Below are 22,025 nucleotides of genomic sequence, written 5' to 3'. Positions count from 1 at the left end.
AGATGTTCTAGTCTTAAAACGAGAGTAACGTTTAATAATCCTATTAGTGAGTGATAAAGGGTATTCAAATGATTATTTTAAAACTGTATTTACATTTCCTCCGTTTAGTACTGACGGTTATATTTCAAACCAACAACAATATGAAAAACTAAAAATTGATTTCTCAAAATATTTAATTCAAATCAATTGAAGCCCTGTCAAGATTTAAATCTTGACAAGGCTTTCATTAAAATCAATACTTTCATCCTTACAAAATAAATCGTATTTTTGACGTTATCACTATATGTAGTGTAACTAAATAAACATCAAAATGATAACACAATTAAGAGGTAAATTAATCGAGATTTATCCAACAAATGCTGTAATAGATTGTAATGGGGTCGGATATTGGGTCAATATTTCACTAAATACATATTCTACTTTAGAACACGAAGAATTGGTTACAATTTTTACACATTTGATTGTTCGCGAAGATGCACATATACTTTATGGGTTTGCTACAAAACTAGAACGAGAAATTTTTCAGAAATTAATTAGTGTTAACGGTGTTGGTCCAGCTTCTGGAATGATGATTATTTCGACACTTTCTTCCAAAGAAATTGCAACTGCAATCGCTCAAGAAGATGCCAGATTATTGCAAAGTGTAAAAGGAATTGGAGCTAAAACAGCGCAAAGAATCATCATTGACTTGAAAGATAAATTGGATCAAAATTTAATATTAGATGTTAATTCTACTTCGGTTAAAAATAAATCTAAGAATGAAGCGTTATCTGCTTTAGAAGTTTTAGGAATTCCTAAAAAATCTGCAGAGAAAATAATGGACAAAATCCTACAAGATCAGCCAGATGCAGACGTGGAATTCTTAGTAAAAGAAACATTGAAGAAAATTTAATGAAGATTCATAACGAACCAAAAACTATTCGTAAAGGCTCTACTATAGCAGCTTTGTGTTTCCTTTTTGCAATGGGAACTATGAGCGATGTGATGGCTCAGGAAAGTGATACGCTTAAGTTTCCTATCCGAGATCAAAAAGGTGGATTGTTTTTAGATAATCAAATAAAATACGATGTACAATATGATGCGATAAAGCGTCAGTATATTTTATATCCTCAAATTGGAACAAGTTTAGTTTCCGAACCTATCTATTTGACACGTCAAGAATACCTGACTTTGGTTCAGAATCAAGACATGAAAAATTATTTCCGAGTAAAATCTCAAACCAACGATCAATTTTATCGTGAAGAACGTTTTGGAGATAAGGAAGGAAAAAAAGAAGGAAGTATTTTACCAAGTTTTAAGGTGAAATCCAAAGCTTTCGAAACTATTTTTGGTGGATCAGAAATTTCATTGATTCCGCAAGGTTATGCAAATTTAGAATTGGGTGTTTTCTTGCAAAAGATAGATAATCCAATGTTGTTGCCACAAAACCGTCAAACGCTTACAATGGATCTTAACCAACGTATGCAATTGAGTATTTTGGGTAAAGTCGGAGAAAATCTTCAGATGAAAGTGAATTATGATACGCAAGCTGGTTTTGGCTTCGAAAATCAAATGAAACTTCAGTGGAGAAAGGCTTTAGGGAATAAATTAGATCCATTTGGTGGAGAAGATGATATCCTACAAAATATTGAGGTTGGTAATATTTCGATGCCGCTTAGTACTTCGTTGATTACAGGGGCGCAATCACTTTTTGGAGTTAGAACAGATCTTAAATTTGGTCGTACAAATGTATCGGCTGTCTTTTCAGAGCAACGTTCAGAATCTAAAAATATCGTGGTTCAAGGAGGTGGTGTGATGACTGATTTTAAAGTCGCTGCCGAAAAATATGAATACAATAGACACTTTTTCTTAGGTCAATTTTTTAGAAATAGTTACGATAGAGCGTTAGCAAATTATCCTGCAGTTAACAGTAATATCAATATCAGTAATATTGAGGTTTGGAAAGTTGATAAATCTGGAGGGAATCAACAGAATAGACGTTCTATTATCGCTTTGCGAGATATTGCAGAAGGTGATACAGCGCCTCAAAATAGTAGTAATGCCTTATTTAATGAGATTAATTCTCAAGGTTTTACTAAGATTAGTGATGCAAGAAGTTATTTGAACGGATATTCTTTCAATGGAGAACAATTTCAGGATGGAGAAAACTTTATCGTCAACGAAAATGTTCGTAAACTTGATGCTTCCGAATTCACTTTCTATCCAAAATTAGGATACATTTCCTTGAATACGCCTTTGGTTGATGGTGAAGATTTATTAGCGGTTTCGTTTCAATATTCGTTAAGCTCTGATCCGACAAAATTATACAAAGTTGGACAAATGTCGAGCGAGACAGATAAACCAATTATTGCGAAATTAATCAAACCAAATTCTGCAGTTAATGTAGCTTCGCCAATGTGGGATTTGATGATGAAAAATATTTATTCGTTAAATGCTTATGGTGTTTCGAGTGAAGATTTTTTGATGAATATTAATTTCAAGGATAATGGTGAACAATCTTCTGGAAAATTAAATTACTTACCAAATTCTGCTGTTTCAGAACAATCGTTAATTCAAGTTCTGAACATGGATAGATTAAATTCGAACGGACAATTACAACAAAATCCTGACGGAAGTAAAGGTGATGGTTTATTTGATTTTCAACCAGGGTTAACAATTGATACAGAAAGAGGAAATATTATTTTCACTTCTGTTGAACCTTTTGGTAAATATTTGAGCAATAAATTAAAAGGTCAAAATGAAGAATATGTTTTTAATCAAATTTATCGTCAATTACCAAATACTCTTTCTGGCGAAAAATTAGCTAATCGTTATACGTTAGAAGGTCGTTACAAAGGAACAGTGACAGATGGTATTCCATTAGGAGCTTTTAATGTGCCGCAAGGTTCTGTTAAGGTAACTTCAGGTGGAGCAACATTGACGGAAGGCGTAGATTATACGGTAGATTATCAGTTGGGGCGTGTAAAAATCATTAATGAACAATTGAAAAATTCTGGAGCACCAATTAATGTTTCTTTAGAAAATCAATCTACATTTAATTTACAGAAAAAACGTTTCATGGGAATTAATGTCGAGCATAAATTTAGTGATAAGTTTATGTTAGGCGGAACTTTAATTAATTACCAAGAACGTCCAGTTACGCAAAAAACACAATTTGGTTCAGAACCTGTGAATAACACAATTGTTGGACTTAATACACAATATAACTCAGAAGCTGAGTGGTTAACTCGTTTAACAAATAAAATTCCGGGAATCAAAACGGACCAAATGTCGAACATTAGTGTTCAGGCAGAGGCGGCTTATTTGATGCCAGGAATGAACAAAGTGACAGGAGGTTATTCTTATATAGACGATTTCGAAGATGCACAATCGCGCATTAGTTTATTAGATGTTGGTTCATGGAAATTTGGATCAACACCAGGAAAACCTGCTGGATATTCTGCTTCTGGTTACCACCCGTTCTTCCCAAATGGAATGAAAAATGACGATTTATCATTCAACAATGGTCGTCGTATGTTATCGTGGTATTCTATCGATCCTCGTTTTTATGGGATGGGAGGAAGCTCGCCTTTAACAGATCAACAAATGTCAACGCATATGGCGCGTCGCATTAAGCTGAAAGAGCTTTTCGATCAACGTGATGTAATGGCTGGTACAAATTCATACATCAGCACATTAGATATGACATTCTATCCGCAAGAACGTGGACCTTATAATGTTAATCCAAATGCAGTAGATACGAAAAACTGGGGAGCAATTATGCGTCCTATTTCAGTTTCTAACTTCAAAGATTCGAATGTGGAATACATCGAGTTTTGGATGATGGATCCTTATGCAGATGGAAAAGGTGGAGAAGGAGAGCTATTGGTACATTTAGGAAATGTTTCGGAAGATGTCTTAAAAGACGGCGAAATGATGTACGAAAATGGATTGCCTCATTCTGGAAATGGTGCGGCGACTGTTGCTTCTAAATGGGGATTAACACCTCAGTTAAATCCAATTTTATATGCTTTTGATACGGAAGGAGCTGCCCGAAAACAACAAGATTTGGGTTATAATGGATTAACAGATGAGGAAGAAGCACAACGTTATGGAATAACGAGTAATAATTTAGTAACAGGAGAATTAGATCCTGCGAATGATAATTATTTATTCTTCTTAGATGATCGCTTTAGAGGTGCATCAATCGGGAATACGGTTCAAGATCGTTACCGTTATTTCAGAAATCCACAAGGAAATAATTCAACTGATAATCCTTTACATGCATCATCTTTAACGCCAGATACAGAAGATATTAATGGTGATTTCAATTTAGATCAGACAGAAAACTATAATCAGTATACATTAAAAATTAACCGTCAAACGTTAGAAGATCCAAACAATAAATTTATTGTTGCAAGAAAAACGGTTCAAGGAGAATTTCCAGACAAAACGAAACATGATGTTAAATGGTATCAAGTTCGTATTCCTGTTGATAACTTTGATTTAGATCTTGACGGAGATGGAGTAGAAGAGTTAAACAATGATGCGTCTATTGCGCAAGCAGAAAGCGTATTAACAGCTGCTCGTTTTATGCGTATGGTGATGCGAGGTTTCGAGGAAGAAACAACTCTTCGTTTTGGTACGTTTGATTTAGTTCGTTCTGAATGGCGTCGTTATACCAAAAACATTTATCCTTATATCATTAGTAATCAAGAAGGTTATGAGGAGGATAAAAATATTGATGATTTAGAAGTTGGTGAGGTTAGTATCGAACGAAATGGTACAGATCGTCCTCGTTATATGATTCCTCCTGGAGTTTATCGTGAACAAACACAAGGAACAACGGGATATCAATCTCAGAATGAAGCTTCGATGACATTGAAAGCGAAGTTTAAACCAGGAAGTACTTCTAAAGCTATTTTTAAGAATACAAATTTAGATTTGCGTCGATACAAAAAATTACAAATGTTTGTATCTGCTCAAAACTTATTAGATAGAGCGTCAAATGCCATTGATAATGGTACAAAATTATTTATTCGTGTAGGTAGTGATTATACAGATAACTACTACGAATACGAAATGCCGTTGAAATATACGCCGCAAAGTTCTGCAACAGAAAGCACAGTTTGGCCTGATGAAAACTTTATCGATTTGAATACAGATTTGTTTACAGATGCTAAAAAACAAAGAGATGCGGATGGCTTCAGTACATTGCAACGTTTCAATTTTGCTTTTGATCAAGAGAACCCAAACAAAACGGTTTATGTAAAAGGTCGTCCAACATTGGGGAATGTATCTTCGATCATGATTGGGGTTCGTAACACTTCTGGACCGTCTGATAAAGAAGTTTTACTTTGGATAAATGAACTTCGTCTGAGCGAAATTGATAATCAAGGAGGTTATGCAGCTTCCGCAAATGTGCAGTTCAATTTAGGTGACTTCGCAAATGTACAAGTCTCGGGAAGCACAAGTTCTGTAGGTTTTGGTGCGATAGATCAAGGTCCTGCAAATCGTAATCAGGACGAATCATTACAATATGCGTTGAATGCACAAGTAAAATTAGACAAATTCTTACCGAAGAAATGGGGAATGGAAATTCCATTCGATTTTACAATTCAGGAAAGTTTTGTCGATCCAAAATATAATCCATTAGACAACGATATTATTTTTGATGAAGCGCCTAATAAAGCCGAATTAGAAAAAGTTGTTCGTACTTATACACAGTTCAAAAGTTTTGCCTTTAACAATATTCGAAAAGTTAGATCAACAAATAACAACAACCCTGTTCGTTTTTACGATCCTTCTAACTTCTCAGTTTCGATGATGTATTCGGATAATTATTACCGTGATATTTACACGCAATATAACATCAACCAACAATTAAGAGCGTCGATTAATTATAATTTCGGATTTAGAGGAAAATCGTACGAACCTTTCAAAAAATGGCGTGCTGTTCAACCAAAAGAGGAATCAGGAAAATATTTACAATTTATTCGTGAATTTAATGTGAATCCTTTGCCAACACGTTTCTCTTTCCGTACAGAGATTGCGCGAACGTATAGCGAAAGACAATATCGAGATATCAGTCAATATTTAGGAGGAGGAAGTTCTTCGAGCTTAATGCGTCCGACATATAGTAACAATTTCTTGTTCAATTGGCAATATAATTTAGGTTTTGATTTGACAAAATCGTTGCGTTTAGATTTAACATCTTCGACAATGACGTTGAATGATGGAACAACTTTCCAGCGTGCAGATCAAGATATGATTTGGCAAAATATGTTCACAATTGGACGTCCAGTTCAGTACGATCAACAATTTCAGGTGAATTATAAATTACCTTTAAAATTCTTCCCATATCTAAATTGGATGAATGTTGAAGCTCGATTTACATCGAATTATAACTGGGTTGCAACTTCTACTGCTTACAGAAATTTTGAAGTAGATGGAAGACCTGTTAATTTAGGAAATGGTACAGCTCAAAACTCTAATTCGATCAATTTGGTGGGAGATTTGGATTTTGTTAAATTCTATCCAGAATTTAAAGGATACAAACGTTACGATTCAATCTTAAAAGGACGCCGAGCAGAAATAGATTCGTTGAATACAGTTTACACAACTTTATTCGCTAAAAAACGTCGTACAAATAAGAAATCAGCTTATAAATTCAAACATAAATTTACAGCAAAAGATTATGGTTGGATGGTTTTATCATCACTAAAACGTGCTAATTTTACATTTAATCAAACAAATGGAGCTGTAATTCCAGGATTATTATACGAGCCAGGTTTCTTTGGTGTTGATGGTAAAAATGGTCCAAGTTTAGGTTTCGTTTATGGAACGCAATTCGATATTAAACGACAATTAGTTGAAAGAGGATTGATTGTTGGTGATGAATTGATGACGGATGCGTATCAAATTACAAAAGGTTCTGATTTTAATGGAACTGCTTTGATTGAGCCAATTCCTGATTTACGAATTGATTTGAGTGCAAAACGTACAAAAGATCGTCGTATTTATCATTCAGGATTCAATTTAGCAGTCGAAAATCCTTACATTGATGAATTAGCAAATCTTAATATTTCGACCGTAAATATCAAAACAGCTTTCAAAGATGGAGATGCAATTTTTGAGCAATTCCTAACAAATACTAAAACTATTTCTGGACGTTTAGCACAAAAAAGAGGTAGCGGAAATGTAGATGGACTTGGTTATTACGAAGGATTTAATGCAAGAAGTTCTGATGTACTTTTACCAGCATTTTTAGCGGCGGTGCAAGGAAAAGATGCAGGTTCGTCTAAATTAGGATACAATCGTTCTATTCCGGTTCCGAACTGGCGCGTAACGTACACAGGATTGAAATCTGTTCCAATTATCAATAAATATTTTGATAATGTTGAGGTTTCGAGTTCATATAATTCGACTTACACAACAACAGGAATTCAGTCTAATCCAAACTTCATGTTAGATACAGGAATTATGGGTGGTGGACAAGTGACTGGTAAAGATGAAAATGGAAACTTCTATACGCAGAATTTATATGGAGCCGTTACGATGATCGAATCATTTTCACCATTATTGGGAGTGGATTTAACATTCCGTAACAGTATGCAATTACGTGCGCAATATAACAGAGATCGTTTATTATCATTAAGCACAACAAATTATACGTATACAGAAGATTATGGATCTGAATATATTGTTGGATTTGGATATATTTTCAAAGATTTCAAAATGAAAATTCGTTACCAAGGAAATCAGAAAACAATCAAAGGTGACTTAAATATTCGTGGAGATTTCTCATTAAGAGATAATCAAACAACAATTCGAAAAGTAATTTATAACTTTGATGACGTACAAAATCCAAACGTACCAACAAGTATTTATGGAGATTCGCAAATAACAGGTGGACAACGAATTATGACATTTAAGTTAACGGCAGATTATAACGTAAGTAAGAATTTGAACTTGAGATTCTATTGGGATCAGATGATGAGTAAATATAAAATTTCAACAGCTTTTCCAATTTCTCAAATTCGTGCCGGATTTAGTGCTACCTTTACATTCGGAAATTAAAAAAACAATAAAACAAACATTATGAGCATTCCAAACAATTTAAAGTACAGTAAAGATCACGAGTGGATTTCTGTAGAAGGAGACGTAGCAACAATCGGTATTACAGCTTTCGCACAAGGAGAGTTAGGAGATATTGTTTATGTTGACGTAGAAACAGAAGGAGAAACATTAGGTCAAGAAGAAGTATTTGGAACAGTAGAAGCAGTAAAAACAGTTTCTGACTTATTTATGCCAATTAGCGGTGAAGTTGTAGAATTTAACACTGAATTAGAAGGTGAGCCAGAATTAATCAACACTGATCCTTACGGAAAAGGGTGGATTATCAAAGTAAAAGTTGAAGACGCGTCTCAATTAGATGCTTTATTAGATGCAGCTGCTTACGGAGAATTAATCGGTGCATAAGACAAAAAAAATAGTATTCTTTGTATATGTTGCGTTGGTGTTTTATCTGACGCTACTTCCACAAGAAAATTTCTCGAAATTAAGTACAATCAAAGAATTAGAAATCTTTTTGGAGATTGATAATTTAGATAAAGTTGTACATTGTGGAATGTTTGGAATGATGACGTTTTTGTTATTTGTCGCATACAAAATAACAAATCTACGTTTGATGATAATTCCGTTTTTGGTAAGTTTTCTTATCGAAATTTTACAAGGCATTTTAACATCACTTCATCGTAGTTTTGATTTTGTCGATTTAATGGCAAACTTATCCGGAATCTCCCTCGCATATATCGCAATAACATATTATTTACAACATAAAAAAACTCAGTAGTATTACTGAGTTTTTTGTTTTTCTTATCTTTTTGACTTATTCAAGTGTAAACTAAGAAAATGTCATTCCGACGTTAGGAGGAATCTTCGATTCTTCATTCTACTAACGTTTTATTCAGAATGACATTTATACGTAAGTCATATTGAACTCGTTTCAACATCACATCAAAATAAAAAAAAGCAACCTTTCGCTTGCTTTTATATTGAAAAAATTAATTGTGCTTACCGCTTAGTTCATCAACTCCTCAGGAATATCACATATCGGAATTGGAACCATTTTATGTTGGTTAATACGATTTAATCTGGAATAAATCTCGAATACTTCTTTTTCTCTACCTTCAAATTCATTTGCAGTTTTTCCAGCTTCTTTCGCTTTCATTGCCCATTCTAATTCATCGTAATTTGCGCCTAATTGATCTTCATCCGAACGATCATCACCAAACAAACCATCTGTTGGTTTTGCTTTTTGAATATCTGTATTAATACCTAAAAATTCAGCAATTTTATACACTTCCGATTTCATCAAATCAGCAATAGGACTAAGATCTACACCGCCATCACCATATTTTGTATAAAAACCAACGCCAAAATCTTCAACTTTATTTCCAGTTCCTGCAACCAAATAATTGTGTAAACCAGCAAAATAATAAAGCGTTGTCATACGCAAACGAGAACGTGTATTGGCCAAAGCTAAATTCACTTTATCCGTCGTTTCCGTTTCTGATAAAGCCGAAACCATTGCATCAAAAGTTGAGGTTAAATCAACTTCTATTGAATCAATTGGCGAAGAAAATTTATTTTTTAACCATTCAATATGACGTTTTGCTCTATCCGCTTGATTTTTTTCTTGATGAATTGGCATTTCCAAATTAAGCAAAGGATAACCTGTCATCGCGCAAAGTGTTGAGGTTACAGCCGAATCAACTCCGCCCGAAATTCCAATCACAAAGCCTTTTTGGTGCGCTGTTTCCAAATAATCTTTCAACCAAGAAACAATATATTCTACAACTTTTTCAGTTTGCATAGTTTAATAATTTATTTCAAAGATAGCAGATTATGAAAAAAATTAGGGTTGAAAATACTACAGATTATTTTACTATTTTTGTTAGCTAAATAACCAAGCAATGAAATTTGTATATGGCTTAGCTTTTGCGAGTTTAATTTTATTTACTGCGTGCAAAAAAGAAAAATCGTGGGAAGTGGATGTCAAAGAACAAAATGTTCAGTTGAATATTCATGATATCAGCCAAGATTTTTTTAACGATTCGATTCCTTTAGCGACTTTACGAAAAGATTATCCTTTCTTTTTTGATGCAAAAACTGCGGATGATGTATGGGAAAGTCAACGTCGTAATAAAGAAGAATTGAGTATTTATGGACAATCTCGAAAGATTTTTGGAGATTTTAAAAACTTAAATCAATCGTTAACTCCGATGTTTCAACGTTACCAATTTTATTTTCCAGAATATAAAATTCCGACGGTTTATACTTATTCATCAGGTTTGCAAAATATAGATTATCCTGTGATGTTTAGTCAGCAATCTGGCTTGATGTTTATTGCGATGGATGCGTATTTGGGGTCAAAGAATAAATTATATGATAGCATTGGTGTAGAACGTTATTTACGCACAAATTTAGATTTTAATCGTTTGCCTTCTCAAGCTGTTGATGCAATTGCGAATGATGTGGTAACATTTAGCCCAAGAAATCAATTATTTATTGATAAAATGATTTACGAAGGGAAGAAATTGATTTTGCAAGATGCATTGTTAACAGATACACCAGACGAATATAAAGTTGGTTACACGCCAGAACAAATTCAGTGGTGTATTGAGAACGAAGGTCAAATTTGGAACTTTTTTGTGGAGCAAAATTATGTATTCAGTTCAGATGCTTCTTTGGATAAACGCTTTTTAGCAGTTAGTCCATTTTCAAAATTTAATAATGAAATAGAACAAGATTCTCCAGGAAGAATTGCGGCTTGGATTGGTTTGCAAATTATTCGCCAATACATGAAAGAGAATCCGAAGGTAGAATTGAAAGCTTTGTTAGATGATATGGATGGTCAAAAAATCTTCAAAGATTCTAAATATAAGCCAGCTTTAGAAAGTAATAATTCAACAAATTATACAACAAAAACAATTGATGGTAAAGTTTACCATTTTGTGAAATAAACTAATAATTAGAAGTTATGAGAACAACAAATATTACGGTAGAGATTGAATTGGACGAAAATCACGTACCAGAAAAAATGACTTGGAATGCACCAGACGGTGGAATTAGTCACGAAGAAACAAAAGCAATGTTACTTTCTGTTTGGGATGATAAAGCAAAAGAGGCTTTGCGTATCGATTTGTGGACAAAAGAAATGACACAAGATGATATGAAACGTTTCTTTCACCAAATTTTAATTTCAATGTCTAGTTCTTACGAAAGAGCAACAGAGGAAAAAGAAGTTGCAGAAAGAATCGCTGCTTTTGCAGAAGAATTCGCAATTGCTTCAAAAATTAAAGGTTAAGATTTTAACCAAATAAAAACTTTAAGTCGAATTTCGTAACATTTTGGTTAGAAATTCGACTTATTTTATATCTTTAATTTTCTGACAAGAATAGTCTATGAAACAATTATTTTTTACTTTACTATTTATTACTTCTCTTTCTTCGTTTGCCCAAGAAAGATGGACAATTGAAAAATGTATTGAATATGCTTCGAAAAATAATTTGACTGTTCAACAGAATACCATCAACCAAGAAATTTTTAATAAAAATTTAGAATTAACCTATAACGCTTGGTTGCCAACAGTTTCGGGTTATGTAGATACTAACTTTACAATCGGAACTTATAATCCAACAATAGAAAAGGGATATTATCAATTTGCGCATTCATTTGGCGTACAATCTAGCATCAATATTTACAATGGTGGAGTTGTTCAATTGAATAAAGACAAAGCTGCTTTGGAATTAGAAGCGTCGAAAGTACAAACTGCGATGACGATAAATGATATTTCGTTACAAGTTGCAAATTATTATTTGGCGGTTTTATTGAACAAAGAATTGAAACAAGTTGCAGTAGGAAATCTAACTATTTCGAAACAATTATTGGATCAAAATCAAAAGAAATTCAAAGCTGGTTCAGTAGCTCAATCTGTTGTTGCTCAATCTGAATCTGAAGTCGCGACAAATACACGTGAAGTGGTAAATGCACAAATCGAAATAGAGCGTGCATTGTTCAATTTAGCGATGTTGTTGCAATTAAATGATTACCGAAATTTTGCTGTAACTGATGTCAAAATTCCAGATAATGTAACGTCTCAATTGTATAATTTGGATGATGTGGTAGAAACGGCTTATCAAAATCAGCCTTCTGTAAAACATGCCGAATTGCAAATTGATGTTGCTGCGAAAGAAACTCAAATCGCGCGAACTTCATTATTTCCAAAAGTGACAGGAAGTTTCAATTTCGGAACGAATTATCTGCAATATTTTAACAAGAGATTACGTCAAGATGCGTTATTAGAGCAATTAGGACATAATGTAACGGGTGTTTTTGGAGTTGGAGTGTCTATTCCAATTTGGAATCAATATTCCTATAAAATTAATATTCAGAAAGCATTAATCAACGAGGATTTAGCAAAAGTTGATCTTCTACAATCGAAACAAGAGGTGTTGAAAAACGTTCAGTCTGCTTATTTTGAAGTAAATAGCTCTTATGCATCATATGATTCGTCGAAAGAAGCGGTAAAATATGCGAAAATTTCATACGATTTTGCACAGAAATCTTACAATGCTGGAGTTATTAATCAATATGATTTTAACCGTTCGCGTAATGACATGATGGTGGCAGAATCGCAAATGTTACAAGCGAAATACAACTACATTTTCAAACAAAAAATATTAGATTTCTATGCAGGCGTTCCAATTACGTTGGAGGAGAAATAGAGGTTTAACTATTTTAATAACCTTTTTTTGATATAATTTATTTCTAGATTTTTTAAATTTAAAAATGATAAATATTCAAGATTACATAAAAAGTTTTTTGTCTCACTTTCCAGAAAATGCAAATCAGCAACCTTGGGAAATCATAGATAATTAAGAAGAAATTCTTACGAATAAAATTCAGCAACTATCTGATGATTATAGGATCGAAGGTAATGTTGCGATTCATAAATCTGCAACTGTAGAGAAAGGAGTTACACTAAAAGGAACAATTATTATTTCAGAAAATTGTTTTATCGGAGCGCATGCCTATTTACGTGGACCAATTTTTCTTACGAATTCGGTTATTGTTGGTCCGGGATCAGAAGTAAAACAAGCAATTCTTTTTGAAAAATCAGCAATAGCTCACTTCAATTTTGTTGGAAATAGTTTAATTGGTGAAAATGTAAATTTTGAGGCTGGTTCTATTTGTGCGAATCATTACAATGAACGTATTGTTAAAACATTTCTGTAAAAGTCAACGATCAAATTATTTCAACTGGTGTAACGAAATTTGGAGCTTTGGTAGGAGACGATTCAAAAATTGGAGCAAATGCAGTTCTTTCTCCAGGAACTATTTTAGAACAAAATTTTATTGTGGACAGATTAGAATTGGTCAAACAAATCGATTAAAGCTAACTATTTTCTCTATTTCCGAAAGAAAATCATCTTATCAAACATAAATCATCTAACTTTCGTGATGTATCTTTGCAGCATGGCAACAATCTTAAATTTAGAAACTTCAACAAAAAATTGTTCGGTTTCGATTGCTAAAGATGGCGTTCAACTATGTTTGGTTGAAGAAAGTGATGAAAACTATGCACATGGCGAAAAACTGAATCAGTTTGTGGATTGGTGTGTGGAAGGTGCGCAAATAAATTGGAAAGATATCGAGGCGGTTTGTGTTTCAAAAGGTCCAGGTTCTTACACAGGTTTGCGTATTGGCGTTTCGTCTGCCAAAGGTTTTGCGTATGGATCTGATATTCCACTTATGGCAATTAATTCGTTGCAAATTTTGGCGGAATCACAATTAAATCAAGAGGCAGATTATATCATTCCGATGATTGATGCTAGACGAATGGAAGTCTATACAGCTTTATTCGATAAGCAAGGAAATCAGTTGACAGAAACTGAAGCGAAAGTAATCGACGAAACTTCTTTTGAAGAATTGAAAGGAAAGAAAATTATTTTTGTGGGTGATGGAGCAGAAAAATGTCAAGAAGTTTTAGCGCATTTAGATGCTACGTTTATACAAACTTTTCCATCGGCAAAAGATATGATTCGTGTTGCGGAAGAAAAATTTAACCAAAAATCATTTGAAGATGTTGCGTATTTCGAGCCATATTATCTGAAAGATTTTGTGGCAGGAAAAAAGAAATCTGAATAAAATAAAAAGAGATAATTTATGAAAAATCTTGTGTTGACAATTGCTTCATTATACGGAATGATTGCGGTTATATTAGGCGCTTTTGGTGCTCATGCATTCAAGAAAATTTTGCCTGCCGAAAAATTAGCAAGTTTTGAAGTTGGAGTACGTTACCAAATGTATCACGCAATTGTTTTGTTAGCTGTTGGAATGTATTTTCAATTTAACAACGATTTAGAACGCTCTGCCGCTTGGTGTTTAATTGCCGGAACATTTGTTTTTTCTGTAAGTATCTATTTGTTGTCATTCGCAGAACATTGGAATGCAAATCTTAAATTTTTAGGACCAATTACGCCACTTGGAGGATTATTCATGATTATCGGTTGGGGTTTATTGGCTTGGATTTTTATGAAAGGAAAATAATTTTCTTTAAATTTATATAATTGTTAATCAGTTATATGAATTTGTGGAATAAATTATTGGTTGGATTATTATTTTTACTTGCAATTAATACAAAAGCGCAAGATAAATTAGTGTTGACGACTCCTTTAATCTTTAAACATAGCGACTTTGAATTGAAATTGTTTAATAACCAACAATTCAAATACAAGTCGGTTTTTCTTAGCTGTATTGTAGAGTTAGATAAAAACGGTAAAGAAATCAATAATGCTAATTATGGTTTTGCTGAAGGAACTTATCAAGTAAAGGATAATAAATTAATCTTAACTGTAAAATCGTCAAGCAACTATTATTCTTTAGAAAAAGAATATTACTTTTTGATTCTTGATAAAAAGACTTTTTTGATATCGAACAAGGATCGAAAAAATCTCAAAGAAGCAAGAATGAGAAGACCAAATAAATCTTTTCCGAATTATATTATAGATACAGATAATCGTAAAGAATATACGTTTTATAGTACTGATCAAAAAGTAACCATCGAAGGTTACGAAAAAGATAAAATATATCAAATGTTTAAATAAAAAAGACACTTTATAAAGTGTCTTTTTTTATTTTTAATCTTTACCATTTATCATTTTAGAAACAATTCCAGAATTTTTATTGACTTCATCGATAATAACTCCAATTAGATGAATGAGAAAGAAGATAGGAAACCAATAAATTGCAGTTTTATGCAGTTCTTCCATAGGGTCTTTGTAAGTTCCATTTCCCCACATTAAATAAAATCCTGTCACAATATTAATTAGCATTAACAAATAGAAAATCATATAAATTATTCCCTGAAATTTTTCGGATGTTGAATGACTTTTCAAAGGATTAGGAAATCGGATTCCCTTTACCAGCATATAAACAATTCGGACAGCAAAAAGACCTAAAGCGATATAAGCAAATATTTCGTGCCATTGCCACATTGGTTCTAAAGAACTTCTCCCAATTGTTTTTAAAGTAGCGTCAGAAATGTTTAAACCTTCTTTTGAAACTTCATTAGTAATCAAAGCAGAAAGATTTTTCTTACTCATCCATTCCATTCTCAAAAAACCAGTTAAGAAAAGCATTATCATCGATATTCCGATTGTCCAATGTAATAATCGATGAGTTAAAGTAAACTTTTTCATAATTTATAGTGATTAAAAAAACCTCTCAAAATTGAGAGGTTTTTGTTGTATTTTTTTATTCAAAATCGTCTTCTGTGAATTCGAATTCTTCAAATGTACATTCTATTTCGAAAGGAATATCTTTTTCAGATTCTTCTACAAAATCTTGCACTTCACCTTTCCAATTCAAGGTCAAAATTCCTTTGTCATTTACACTAAAAGTTAATTCGTTGTTTACCGTTTCGTAATCTTCTTCCGAAGCATTCAACGTTGTGTAATATACTTCCACCGTTTCACCTTCTTCGTCTTCTTCCTCGGCAAAACCGTAAGGAATAGAAACTTTTTTACCGTTTAATTCTTCTACAGATTCTACATCCAAAGGAAAATCATCAATAAATAAAGAAAGTTGAGGAAAATCGTTTTGTAACGAATCGCCTTCTACGTGTTCTAAGTCATCAGTCGAATGTATTTCGACCAACAAACATTTTTTATTTCCTTGAAAAACGACTTTGCATAACGATTTTTCAATATTATAATTAAATGTTTCATCCGGATGGAAGAACTTAATTGTTTTCATTGTTTTGTTAATGTATGTTATTAATTATGAGTACGAATATAATTAAGTTCAATTAATTATCACAAAAAAAATGAGAGAAATTATATTTTTTCGCCTCTAAACCAAAAAAGCCATCTATCTAAGATAAATGGCTTCTATTATTTTATGAATATTCAATTCGATTATTTAGCAGCTTCTGCTGTTGCAGTAGCTGGTTTAGCAGCTAAATCTACTTGTAATAAAACTTCGTCTTTTACAATAGATCCTCCACCACCTGTGAAAACAATTCCGAAATCTTTACGGTTAATTCCGAATTCTTCAGATTTAATTGTAACACCATTCGCATCAACAGTTACATTAGCTTTGAAAGTAACATTTTTAGGAACTCCACGGAAATCTAAGTTTCCAGAAATTTCTGAATTGTAATCTCCACCTTCTAAAGCTTTAACTCCTGTAATTTCGAAAGTTGCAGTTGGGAATTTTTCAACGTCTAAGAAATCAGCAGATTTTAAGTGTCCGTCTAATTTTCCTTTGCTTTCTGCATCAGCATCTAAATCTTTAGATTCGAAAGAAGCAAAATCAGCAACAAATTTCCCTGATTCTAAAACTCCATCGTGTACTTTTACAGAACCTTCTTTTAATTTTACTACTCCGTAGTGACCTTCTTCTGGTTTGTTGATATCGTCAAAAGTTTTTCCACCTTTCCAATTTACAACAGATGTAGTTGTATCAACAGCATATTCTGCCGCTCCTTCAGTTGATGTTGCTCCTTCTTGAGCTTCAGTTGCAGCTTTAGTTTCAGTTTTTCCTCCACAAGAAGTTAATGCAATAGCAGAAACAACAGCCAATCCTAAGAATAATTTTTTCATATTGCTTTTTTTAATTTTTTCTTTTACAAAACTATAATATAAATTAATAGTTGATATTGATTTATATCAATAAATGAAATAATTAAACAATTATTTCATATTGAATAAATCTAATACCTTAGCCAAACATAAGAAAAATTATTCAATCGTGCTAAACGTAAAACAACTCAGTTATAATTATCCAGATTTCGAAGAAAAAGTACTCGATAACATCAATTTTGCAGTTAACAAAGGCGAAGTGATAAGTATTATCGGAGAAAGTGGAAGTGGAAAATCAACTTTACTGAAATTGATTTATGGTTTGCTGGATTTTAAAGAAGGAGAAATTTACTATCATACCAAAAAATTACGTGGTCCTGCTTATAACTTGATTCCAGGTCATAAAATGATGAAATACGTAGCGCAAGATTATGATTTGTTAGATTTTGTGACGGTTGGCGAAAATGTCGGAAAATTCTTAAGCAATTTTGATTTAGAACTTAAGCAACAACAAATTGACGAAGCGTTAATGGTGGTTGAAATGTTAGACTTTAAACATATTTTTCCGAATAAGTTGAGTGGTGGTCAGCGACAGCGTGTGTCTATTGCACGAGCTTTGGCACAACAACCCGAAATTTTGTTGTTGGATGAACCTTTTTCTAATTTAGATCAAACATTAAAATTAACCATTCGAGAAAAAATTATGGATTGGTGCAAGGCGCATCAAATTACAGTGATTTTTACAACGCATGATTTGAATGATGCTTTTTATACTTCGGATAAAATTTTAGTTTTGCAAAACGGAAAAATGATTCAGTTTGATGAGGTCGAGAATGTGCGAAATTCTCCTGCGACAGCTTATGTGGCCAAACTTTTTGGTTATGTAAATGTGTTGGATGATTCGCAAGATTTAGGAATCGACTCTTCTAAAATTGTCATTTATCCAGAAGAAATTACAATTTCTGAAAATGGAAAATTCGAAGGAAAAGTAATTTCATCAAAATTTCAGGGAAGAGATTATTTGGTAAGATTTACATTCAAAAACATTGAATTGTTGACTTATTCTTCTCAAAAATTAATGAAAGATGAGTTGATACATTTTGAAGTTATAAAATTTCATCAATTATGCATTTAGAAAGTTTACAAGTAACGGAATTGTGTAGCGAACGATTAATTTTGATGCCGTTCACGATTTCCATTTGCGAAAATATATTACAAAATAATTATACCGATTTAGAGCAATTAAATTTAGTTAGAGGAAAAGGTTGGCCTGATGCAGATGTAATCGAAACATTGCCTCGAATTATTGTAAACTTGTCTAAAGTTGACGCACCAACAGGTTTCGAATCGTGGATGATTATCAAGAAATCAACACGAGAAATAATTGGTGACATTGGTTTTAAAGGTTATAATTTTGTTGGAAGAAGTTGTGATATTGGTTACGGAATTATCGAAGCCGAAAGAAAGCAAGGTTTTGCCGTTGAAGCAGCTGCGGAATTGATAAACTGGGTATTTACGAAAGAAACTTTAGAGGAAGTTACCGCTTGTTGTTTGATAGAAAATATTGGCTCAACCAAGCTTTTGAAAAAACTAAATTTCACTGAATTGAGTCGAGATTCAACTATGATTTATTGGTCGTTGTTGAGAGAAAATAAATTGAGTTAAAACACCTTGACAAGGATTAAAACCTTGTCAAGGTGTTTTAAAAATTAGATTCTTCTAAAATATCAATCAAGAAAATGTCATTCTCAATGTAGCGTTAGCGAAATGAAGAATCTCAAAATTTTTATTTTGAATTTATTTTTTTATTAAATCAATCGTGAAATTTAATTGTGTATCTCTTTGATTTAAGAAATCATCTAAGGTCTGTGAAATTTGATAATCAGGAAGAATTCCTCTTCCGTATTTTTGTTTATCTTTTTTAGGAACATCTTGTTCTAAATTAACGATAGAAAAAGATGTGATTATTTTTGAATATGGTAATTTATATTCAAAAGGTGTATGACCATTATGACCATAATATCCACCCATCGACTCTTCTCCAATAACTATACAATTCGAGTTTCCAGCTACCATAGAAGCAAATAAACTTCCAGCAGAAGCAACAGCAGGACTAATGAGTAAGTATATTTTTCCTTGAAAGGCATTTGAATTTGGAGTCCAAATTTTATGATCATTGCTCTTTTCGTTTTCATAGAATGCATCATTTCTATTCTCTGGAAAAATTGCTTGTAATTCTTTATTATATTTTCCTACAAATAAAGGACGTATAAATTTTGGAGCGTTTAAATTATAATATTTTAAAAGTGGAATTTTTTTAAAGCTAATCCAAGCTTGTTTATTTTCTTGAAAATTTCGAGAAGTTAAATAAGAGTAAGTTAAAATATCATTAGGGTCTGTTCCTCCTCCATTGTTTCGTACATCAAGAATAAGATTTGTAATGTTTTTATTTTTAATTTCAGTAAATGTGTTATTTAGAAACTCGTTATAAATTTTATGTTCTTCTGATTTTTCATCACCCATAGAAAATGTATGAATTGTCAAAATAGCAGTCGAAGCATCTATTATCTTAAAGGAATACTTTTCATTTTCTTTCAAATTAGCATAATAAACCTGATCATAGGGTTTTGAAAATCGGTTTCTAAAATTTTTATAATAATCAGCATAACCAATACTTTCTATTGTATTTTTTAAAATTTGATTGGAAAAAGGTAATTTGTATTCAACAATAAAATTATTCTTTAGACCATAATTTAATCTATAAAATTTAGAAAAATGAGTGCTTAAACCAATATTTTTTCCAGTTGTATTATAACCATCTGTTGTGTAGTATTTGAATAAATTTTTCTCAACATTCTCAATTTTTTCATTATTGATAGAAATTATCTCAGAACCCAATGGAATAGCATTGTTTTCGAAGTTGATAATCCATTTGTTATCTATCTTTTTTAAGGGAAAAGGAAAATATCCAGATAATTCTGTTTTTAATATTTTTAAATTATTTTTAGATAATTCAGTGTCATTGTGCAAACTACCTTCATAGTCAGTTAAAGTACAAATGATATTGTAAAAATCTCGGTAAGTAGAAGATTTACTAATTTCTTTTTCTGCCCAATTATAAATGCTGTCAATTTCTGATTTTGTTCTGTATTTGTATAAACCTGAATTAGTTTTAATCCTTATATCTTTAAAAATCTTTAAATCCTTTTGCATTTTTGTCTGCGAAAAAGAATCATCAATAGATTGGGAATAAGTAATATTCCAAAATAATAGAAAAATTGTTAAAAATTTAGCTTTAGACATTCATAATCAGTTTAATTGAATAATGATGTAATTTAATAAAAAAAGCGAAATTCTCAATTTGAATTTCGCTTTTTTGTTTTTATTTATTCAACAAGAAATCTAAAACTTCTGCTGTAAAATCTTTTGGGTTTTCGGCATGTAACCAATGTCCTGCATTTGCAATTTTTTTGATTTCTGCATTTGGAAAACGCTCTTTGATAATCATTTCATCTTCTGGCATAATGTAATTAGAATTTGCACCACCCAAAAATAAAGTTGGACCATCAAATTTGCCTTTTAACAATTCAGAACCAATCATCTCTTGGTAAAATTTCTCCAAAATAGCTAAATTGAATCGAAAAGCATATTTTCCATTATCGGCGTGGTAAACGTTTTTCAACAAAAATTGTCGCACACCAATTTCAGGAATATATTGTTCTAAAGTCGTTTCTACATCTTTTCGAGTTTCAACTTGATCAAAATTGACAGATTTCAATGCTTTGAAAATTGCATTATGATGAGGTTGATAAGCTTTAGGCGCCATATCCGCAACAATCAAATGATCTAATCTATTTTGATGAGTCATTGCAAAATCAATCACAATTCTTCCGCCAAGAGAATGTCCCAACAAATGTGCTTTTTCGATAGAATTTGCATCCATATAATTCACGATATCTTGCGTCATCGCTTCCAAAGAAGAATCTTCGCTATGAAAGCTACGTCCATGATTGCGCAAATCAATCAAATGTGTCGTAAAATATTCACCAAAATGTTTTCCTAATGTGCTCCAATTATCCAATTGCCCGAATAATCCATGAAAAACCAATAAATGTTTTTCACCAGAACCAACAATTTTACTATGTAAGATTTCTGCCATTTTTTACAAATTTGCTAATTCAATTTTACGTAAATACGCTTGTATTGTATTTTCTAAACCTAAATATAGAGCTTCAGAAATTAATGCATGACCAATAGAAACTTCTGCAATTGTTGGAATTTCACGAATAAAATATTCAATATTATCTAAACTCAAATCGTGTCCAGCATTTACAGCCAAGCCGTTTTTGATTGCCAATTTAGCTGTTTCTTTATATGGATTGATTGCTTCAAGATTTCCTAAACCATATTGCGTTGCAAATTCTTCTGTGTACAATTCGATTCGATCTGCACCAGTTTTTGCAGCACTTTCAATTAAAGCAGGATTTGGATCTAAGAAAATAGATGTTCTGATTCCAGCGTCTTTAAAGGTTTTAATTACATCAGTTAAATAATCAAAATGTTTGACTGTATCCCAACCAGCATTTGATGTAATCGCATCTTCTGCATCAGGAACCAAGGTAACTTGTTCTGGTTTTGAGTTTAAAACCAATTCCATAAAACTATCAATCGGTTTTCCTTCAATATTAAATTCAGTTGTTACAACAGGTTTCAAATCGTACACATCTTGGTAACGAATATGACGTTCGTCTGGACGTGGATGAATCGTAATTCCTTGCCCTCCGAATTCCTGAATTTTGATTGCCGCTTCTACAAGATTTGGCGTATTTCCACCACGCGCATTACGAATTGTGGCAATTTTATTTATATTAACACTTAATTTAGTCATGATTTTAT

The 22,025-nt window shown here is 32.3% G+C and carries 19 protein-coding genes; 12 read left to right on the top strand and 7 right to left on the bottom strand.

Translation table 11 applies throughout. The annotated features are described in order from the left end of the window. The first annotated feature begins 310 nt into the window (after positions 1 to 310). From ruvA to B4E95_RS10990, 4 genes are read left to right on the top strand one after another with little or no spacing between them, the layout of a single operon-like run. Positions 311 to 892, top strand: a complete 582-nt coding sequence (gene ruvA / locus B4E95_RS11005) for a Holliday junction branch migration protein RuvA (RefSeq protein ID WP_219033851.1) — start codon at positions 311 to 313, stop codon at positions 890 to 892. Continuing rightward, on the top strand, positions 892 to 8,058 hold the full coding sequence (sprA, locus tag B4E95_RS11000) for a cell surface protein SprA (RefSeq protein WP_291091530.1): 7,167 nt from the start codon (positions 892 to 894) through the stop codon (positions 8,056 to 8,058). Before ruvA ends, sprA begins: the two co-directional genes overlap by 1 nt. A gap of 21 nt (positions 8,059 to 8,079) precedes the next feature. Then, positions 8,080 to 8,460: a glycine cleavage system protein GcvH gene (gcvH, locus tag B4E95_RS10995; protein WP_291091528.1), complete on the top strand. Its 381-nt coding sequence runs from the start codon at positions 8,080 to 8,082 to the stop codon at positions 8,458 to 8,460. Further along, a complete protein-coding gene (locus tag B4E95_RS10990) occupies positions 8,453 to 8,833 on the top strand; it encodes a VanZ family protein (protein ID WP_291091526.1) in 381 nt (126 codons plus the stop codon). The genes gcvH and B4E95_RS10990 overlap by 8 nt, the downstream gene beginning before the upstream one ends. Positions 8,834 to 9,061: 228 nt before the next feature. On the opposite strand, the gene nadE is transcribed toward B4E95_RS10990, so the two are convergent. Then, entirely contained in the window at positions 9,062 to 9,856 is a 795-nt protein-coding gene (nadE, locus tag B4E95_RS10985; RefSeq protein WP_291091524.1) for an NAD(+) synthase, read from the bottom strand. 100 nt (positions 9,857 to 9,956) lie between these two features. Between nadE and B4E95_RS10980 the strand changes: the two genes are divergently transcribed. The 6 genes from B4E95_RS10980 (at position 9,957) to B4E95_RS10950 (ending at position 15,152) form a co-directional block, all read left to right on the top strand. Next, positions 9,957 to 11,006, top strand: coding sequence for a gliding motility protein, GldB (locus B4E95_RS10980; protein WP_291091522.1), 1,050 nt, complete (start codon positions 9,957 to 9,959; stop codon positions 11,004 to 11,006). 17 nt (positions 11,007 to 11,023) lie between these two features. Then, complete coding sequence (gldC, locus tag B4E95_RS10975; protein WP_038335027.1) at positions 11,024 to 11,350, top strand: gliding motility protein GldC; 327 nt, start codon at positions 11,024 to 11,026, stop codon at positions 11,348 to 11,350. 97 nt (positions 11,351 to 11,447) lie between these two features. Beyond that, complete coding sequence (locus tag B4E95_RS10970) at positions 11,448 to 12,770, top strand: TolC family protein (RefSeq protein WP_291091520.1); 1,323 nt, start codon at positions 11,448 to 11,450, stop codon at positions 12,768 to 12,770. Positions 12,771 to 13,521: 751 nt separating this feature from the next. Then, complete coding sequence (tsaB, locus tag B4E95_RS10960) at positions 13,522 to 14,193, top strand: tRNA (adenosine(37)-N6)-threonylcarbamoyltransferase complex dimerization subunit type 1 TsaB (RefSeq protein WP_291078252.1); 672 nt, start codon at positions 13,522 to 13,524, stop codon at positions 14,191 to 14,193. Positions 14,194 to 14,211: 18 nt separating this feature from the next. Next, positions 14,212 to 14,595: a DUF423 domain-containing protein gene (locus B4E95_RS10955; protein WP_291091518.1), complete on the top strand. Its 384-nt coding sequence runs from the start codon at positions 14,212 to 14,214 to the stop codon at positions 14,593 to 14,595. Positions 14,596 to 14,630: 35 nt separating this feature from the next. Then, entirely contained in the window at positions 14,631 to 15,152 is a 522-nt protein-coding gene (locus B4E95_RS10950) for a hypothetical protein (RefSeq protein ID WP_291091516.1), read from the top strand. 33 nt (positions 15,153 to 15,185) lie between these two features. Here B4E95_RS10950 and B4E95_RS10945 read toward each other — a convergent pair whose 3' ends face one another. From B4E95_RS10945 to B4E95_RS10935, 3 genes are all read right to left on the bottom strand, one after another. Further along, a complete protein-coding gene (locus B4E95_RS10945) occupies positions 15,186 to 15,746 on the bottom strand; it encodes a cytochrome b/b6 domain-containing protein (RefSeq protein WP_280037289.1) in 561 nt (186 codons plus the stop codon). 55 nt (positions 15,747 to 15,801) lie between these two features. Then, positions 15,802 to 16,302 carry a hypothetical protein gene (locus B4E95_RS10940; RefSeq protein ID WP_291091514.1) on the bottom strand — a complete coding sequence of 167 codons (501 nt, stop codon included), beginning with the start codon at positions 16,300 to 16,302 and terminating at the stop codon, positions 15,802 to 15,804. Between the two features lie 161 nt (positions 16,303 to 16,463). Continuing rightward, positions 16,464 to 17,150 (bottom strand): YceI family protein, encoded by a 687-nt coding sequence (locus tag B4E95_RS10935; RefSeq protein ID WP_291091512.1) that lies wholly within the window; start codon positions 17,148 to 17,150, stop codon positions 16,464 to 16,466. Between the two features lie 100 nt (positions 17,151 to 17,250). On the opposite strand from B4E95_RS10935, the gene B4E95_RS10930 reads away from it, so the two are divergent. Next, positions 17,251 to 18,264, top strand: coding sequence for an ABC transporter ATP-binding protein (locus B4E95_RS10930; protein WP_291091510.1), 1,014 nt, complete (start codon positions 17,251 to 17,253; stop codon positions 18,262 to 18,264). Next, positions 18,255 to 18,794, top strand: coding sequence for a GNAT family N-acetyltransferase (locus B4E95_RS10925; RefSeq protein WP_291091508.1), 540 nt, complete (start codon positions 18,255 to 18,257; stop codon positions 18,792 to 18,794). Before B4E95_RS10930 ends, B4E95_RS10925 begins: the two co-directional genes overlap by 10 nt. 132 nt (positions 18,795 to 18,926) lie before the next feature. Here B4E95_RS10925 and B4E95_RS10920 read toward each other — a convergent pair whose 3' ends face one another. From B4E95_RS10920 to B4E95_RS10910, 3 genes are all read right to left on the bottom strand, one after another. Continuing rightward, entirely contained in the window at positions 18,927 to 20,342 is a 1,416-nt protein-coding gene (locus tag B4E95_RS10920) for a S41 family peptidase (protein WP_291091506.1), read from the bottom strand. A 169-nt stretch (positions 20,343 to 20,511) separates the two neighbouring features. Continuing rightward, positions 20,512 to 21,288, bottom strand: coding sequence for an alpha/beta fold hydrolase (locus B4E95_RS10915; RefSeq protein ID WP_291061123.1), 777 nt, complete (start codon positions 21,286 to 21,288; stop codon positions 20,512 to 20,514). A gap of 3 nt (positions 21,289 to 21,291) precedes the next feature. After that, a complete protein-coding gene (locus B4E95_RS10910; RefSeq protein WP_291061125.1) occupies positions 21,292 to 22,017 on the bottom strand; it encodes a pyridoxine 5'-phosphate synthase in 726 nt (241 codons plus the stop codon). Positions 22,018 to 22,025 lie beyond the last annotated feature (8 nt).

The sequence above is a fragment of the Empedobacter sp. UBA7494 genome, from assembly GCF_002478465.1.
Taxonomy (GTDB): Bacteria; Bacteroidota; Bacteroidia; order Flavobacteriales; family Weeksellaceae; genus Empedobacter; species Empedobacter falsenii_B.
Note: the sequence above shows the minus strand (reverse complement) of the source record. Positions and strands in the feature narration are given on the sequence as shown.

Bases quoted from the DNA above. Each gene is read 5' to 3' on its own strand.
- ruvA (WP_219033851.1), top strand. From the start codon at position 311: ATGATAACACAATTAAGAGGTAAATTAATCGAGATTTATCCAACAAAT.
- sprA (WP_291091530.1), top strand. From the start codon at position 892: ATGAAGATTCATAACGAACCAAAAACTATTCGTAAAGGCTCTACTATA.
- gcvH (WP_291091528.1), top strand. From the start codon at position 8,080: ATGAGCATTCCAAACAATTTAAAGTACAGTAAAGATCACGAGTGGATT.
- nadE (WP_291091524.1), bottom strand. From the start codon at position 9,856: ATGCAAACTGAAAAAGTTGTAGAATATATTGTTTCTTGGTTGAAAGAT.
- B4E95_RS10980 (WP_291091522.1), top strand. From the start codon at position 9,957: ATGAAATTTGTATATGGCTTAGCTTTTGCGAGTTTAATTTTATTTACT.
- gldC (WP_038335027.1), top strand. From the start codon at position 11,024: ATGAGAACAACAAATATTACGGTAGAGATTGAATTGGACGAAAATCAC.
- B4E95_RS10970 (WP_291091520.1), top strand. From the start codon at position 11,448: ATGAAACAATTATTTTTTACTTTACTATTTATTACTTCTCTTTCTTCG.
- tsaB (WP_291078252.1), top strand. From the start codon at position 13,522: ATGGCAACAATCTTAAATTTAGAAACTTCAACAAAAAATTGTTCGGTT.
- B4E95_RS10955 (WP_291091518.1), top strand. From the start codon at position 14,212: ATGAAAAATCTTGTGTTGACAATTGCTTCATTATACGGAATGATTGCG.
- B4E95_RS10950 (WP_291091516.1), top strand. From the start codon at position 14,631: ATGAATTTGTGGAATAAATTATTGGTTGGATTATTATTTTTACTTGCA.
- B4E95_RS10945 (WP_280037289.1), bottom strand. From the start codon at position 15,746: ATGAAAAAGTTTACTTTAACTCATCGATTATTACATTGGACAATCGGA.
- B4E95_RS10940 (WP_291091514.1), bottom strand. From the start codon at position 16,302: ATGAAAACAATTAAGTTCTTCCATCCGGATGAAACATTTAATTATAAT.
- B4E95_RS10935 (WP_291091512.1), bottom strand. From the start codon at position 17,150: ATGAAAAAATTATTCTTAGGATTGGCTGTTGTTTCTGCTATTGCATTA.
- B4E95_RS10925 (WP_291091508.1), top strand. From the start codon at position 18,255: ATGCATTTAGAAAGTTTACAAGTAACGGAATTGTGTAGCGAACGATTA.
- B4E95_RS10920 (WP_291091506.1), bottom strand. From the start codon at position 20,342: ATGCAAAAGGATTTAAAGATTTTTAAAGATATAAGGATTAAAACTAAT.
- B4E95_RS10915 (WP_291061123.1), bottom strand. From the start codon at position 21,288: ATGGCAGAAATCTTACATAGTAAAATTGTTGGTTCTGGTGAAAAACAT.
- B4E95_RS10910 (WP_291061125.1), bottom strand. From the start codon at position 22,017: ATGACTAAATTAAGTGTTAATATAAATAAAATTGCCACAATTCGTAAT.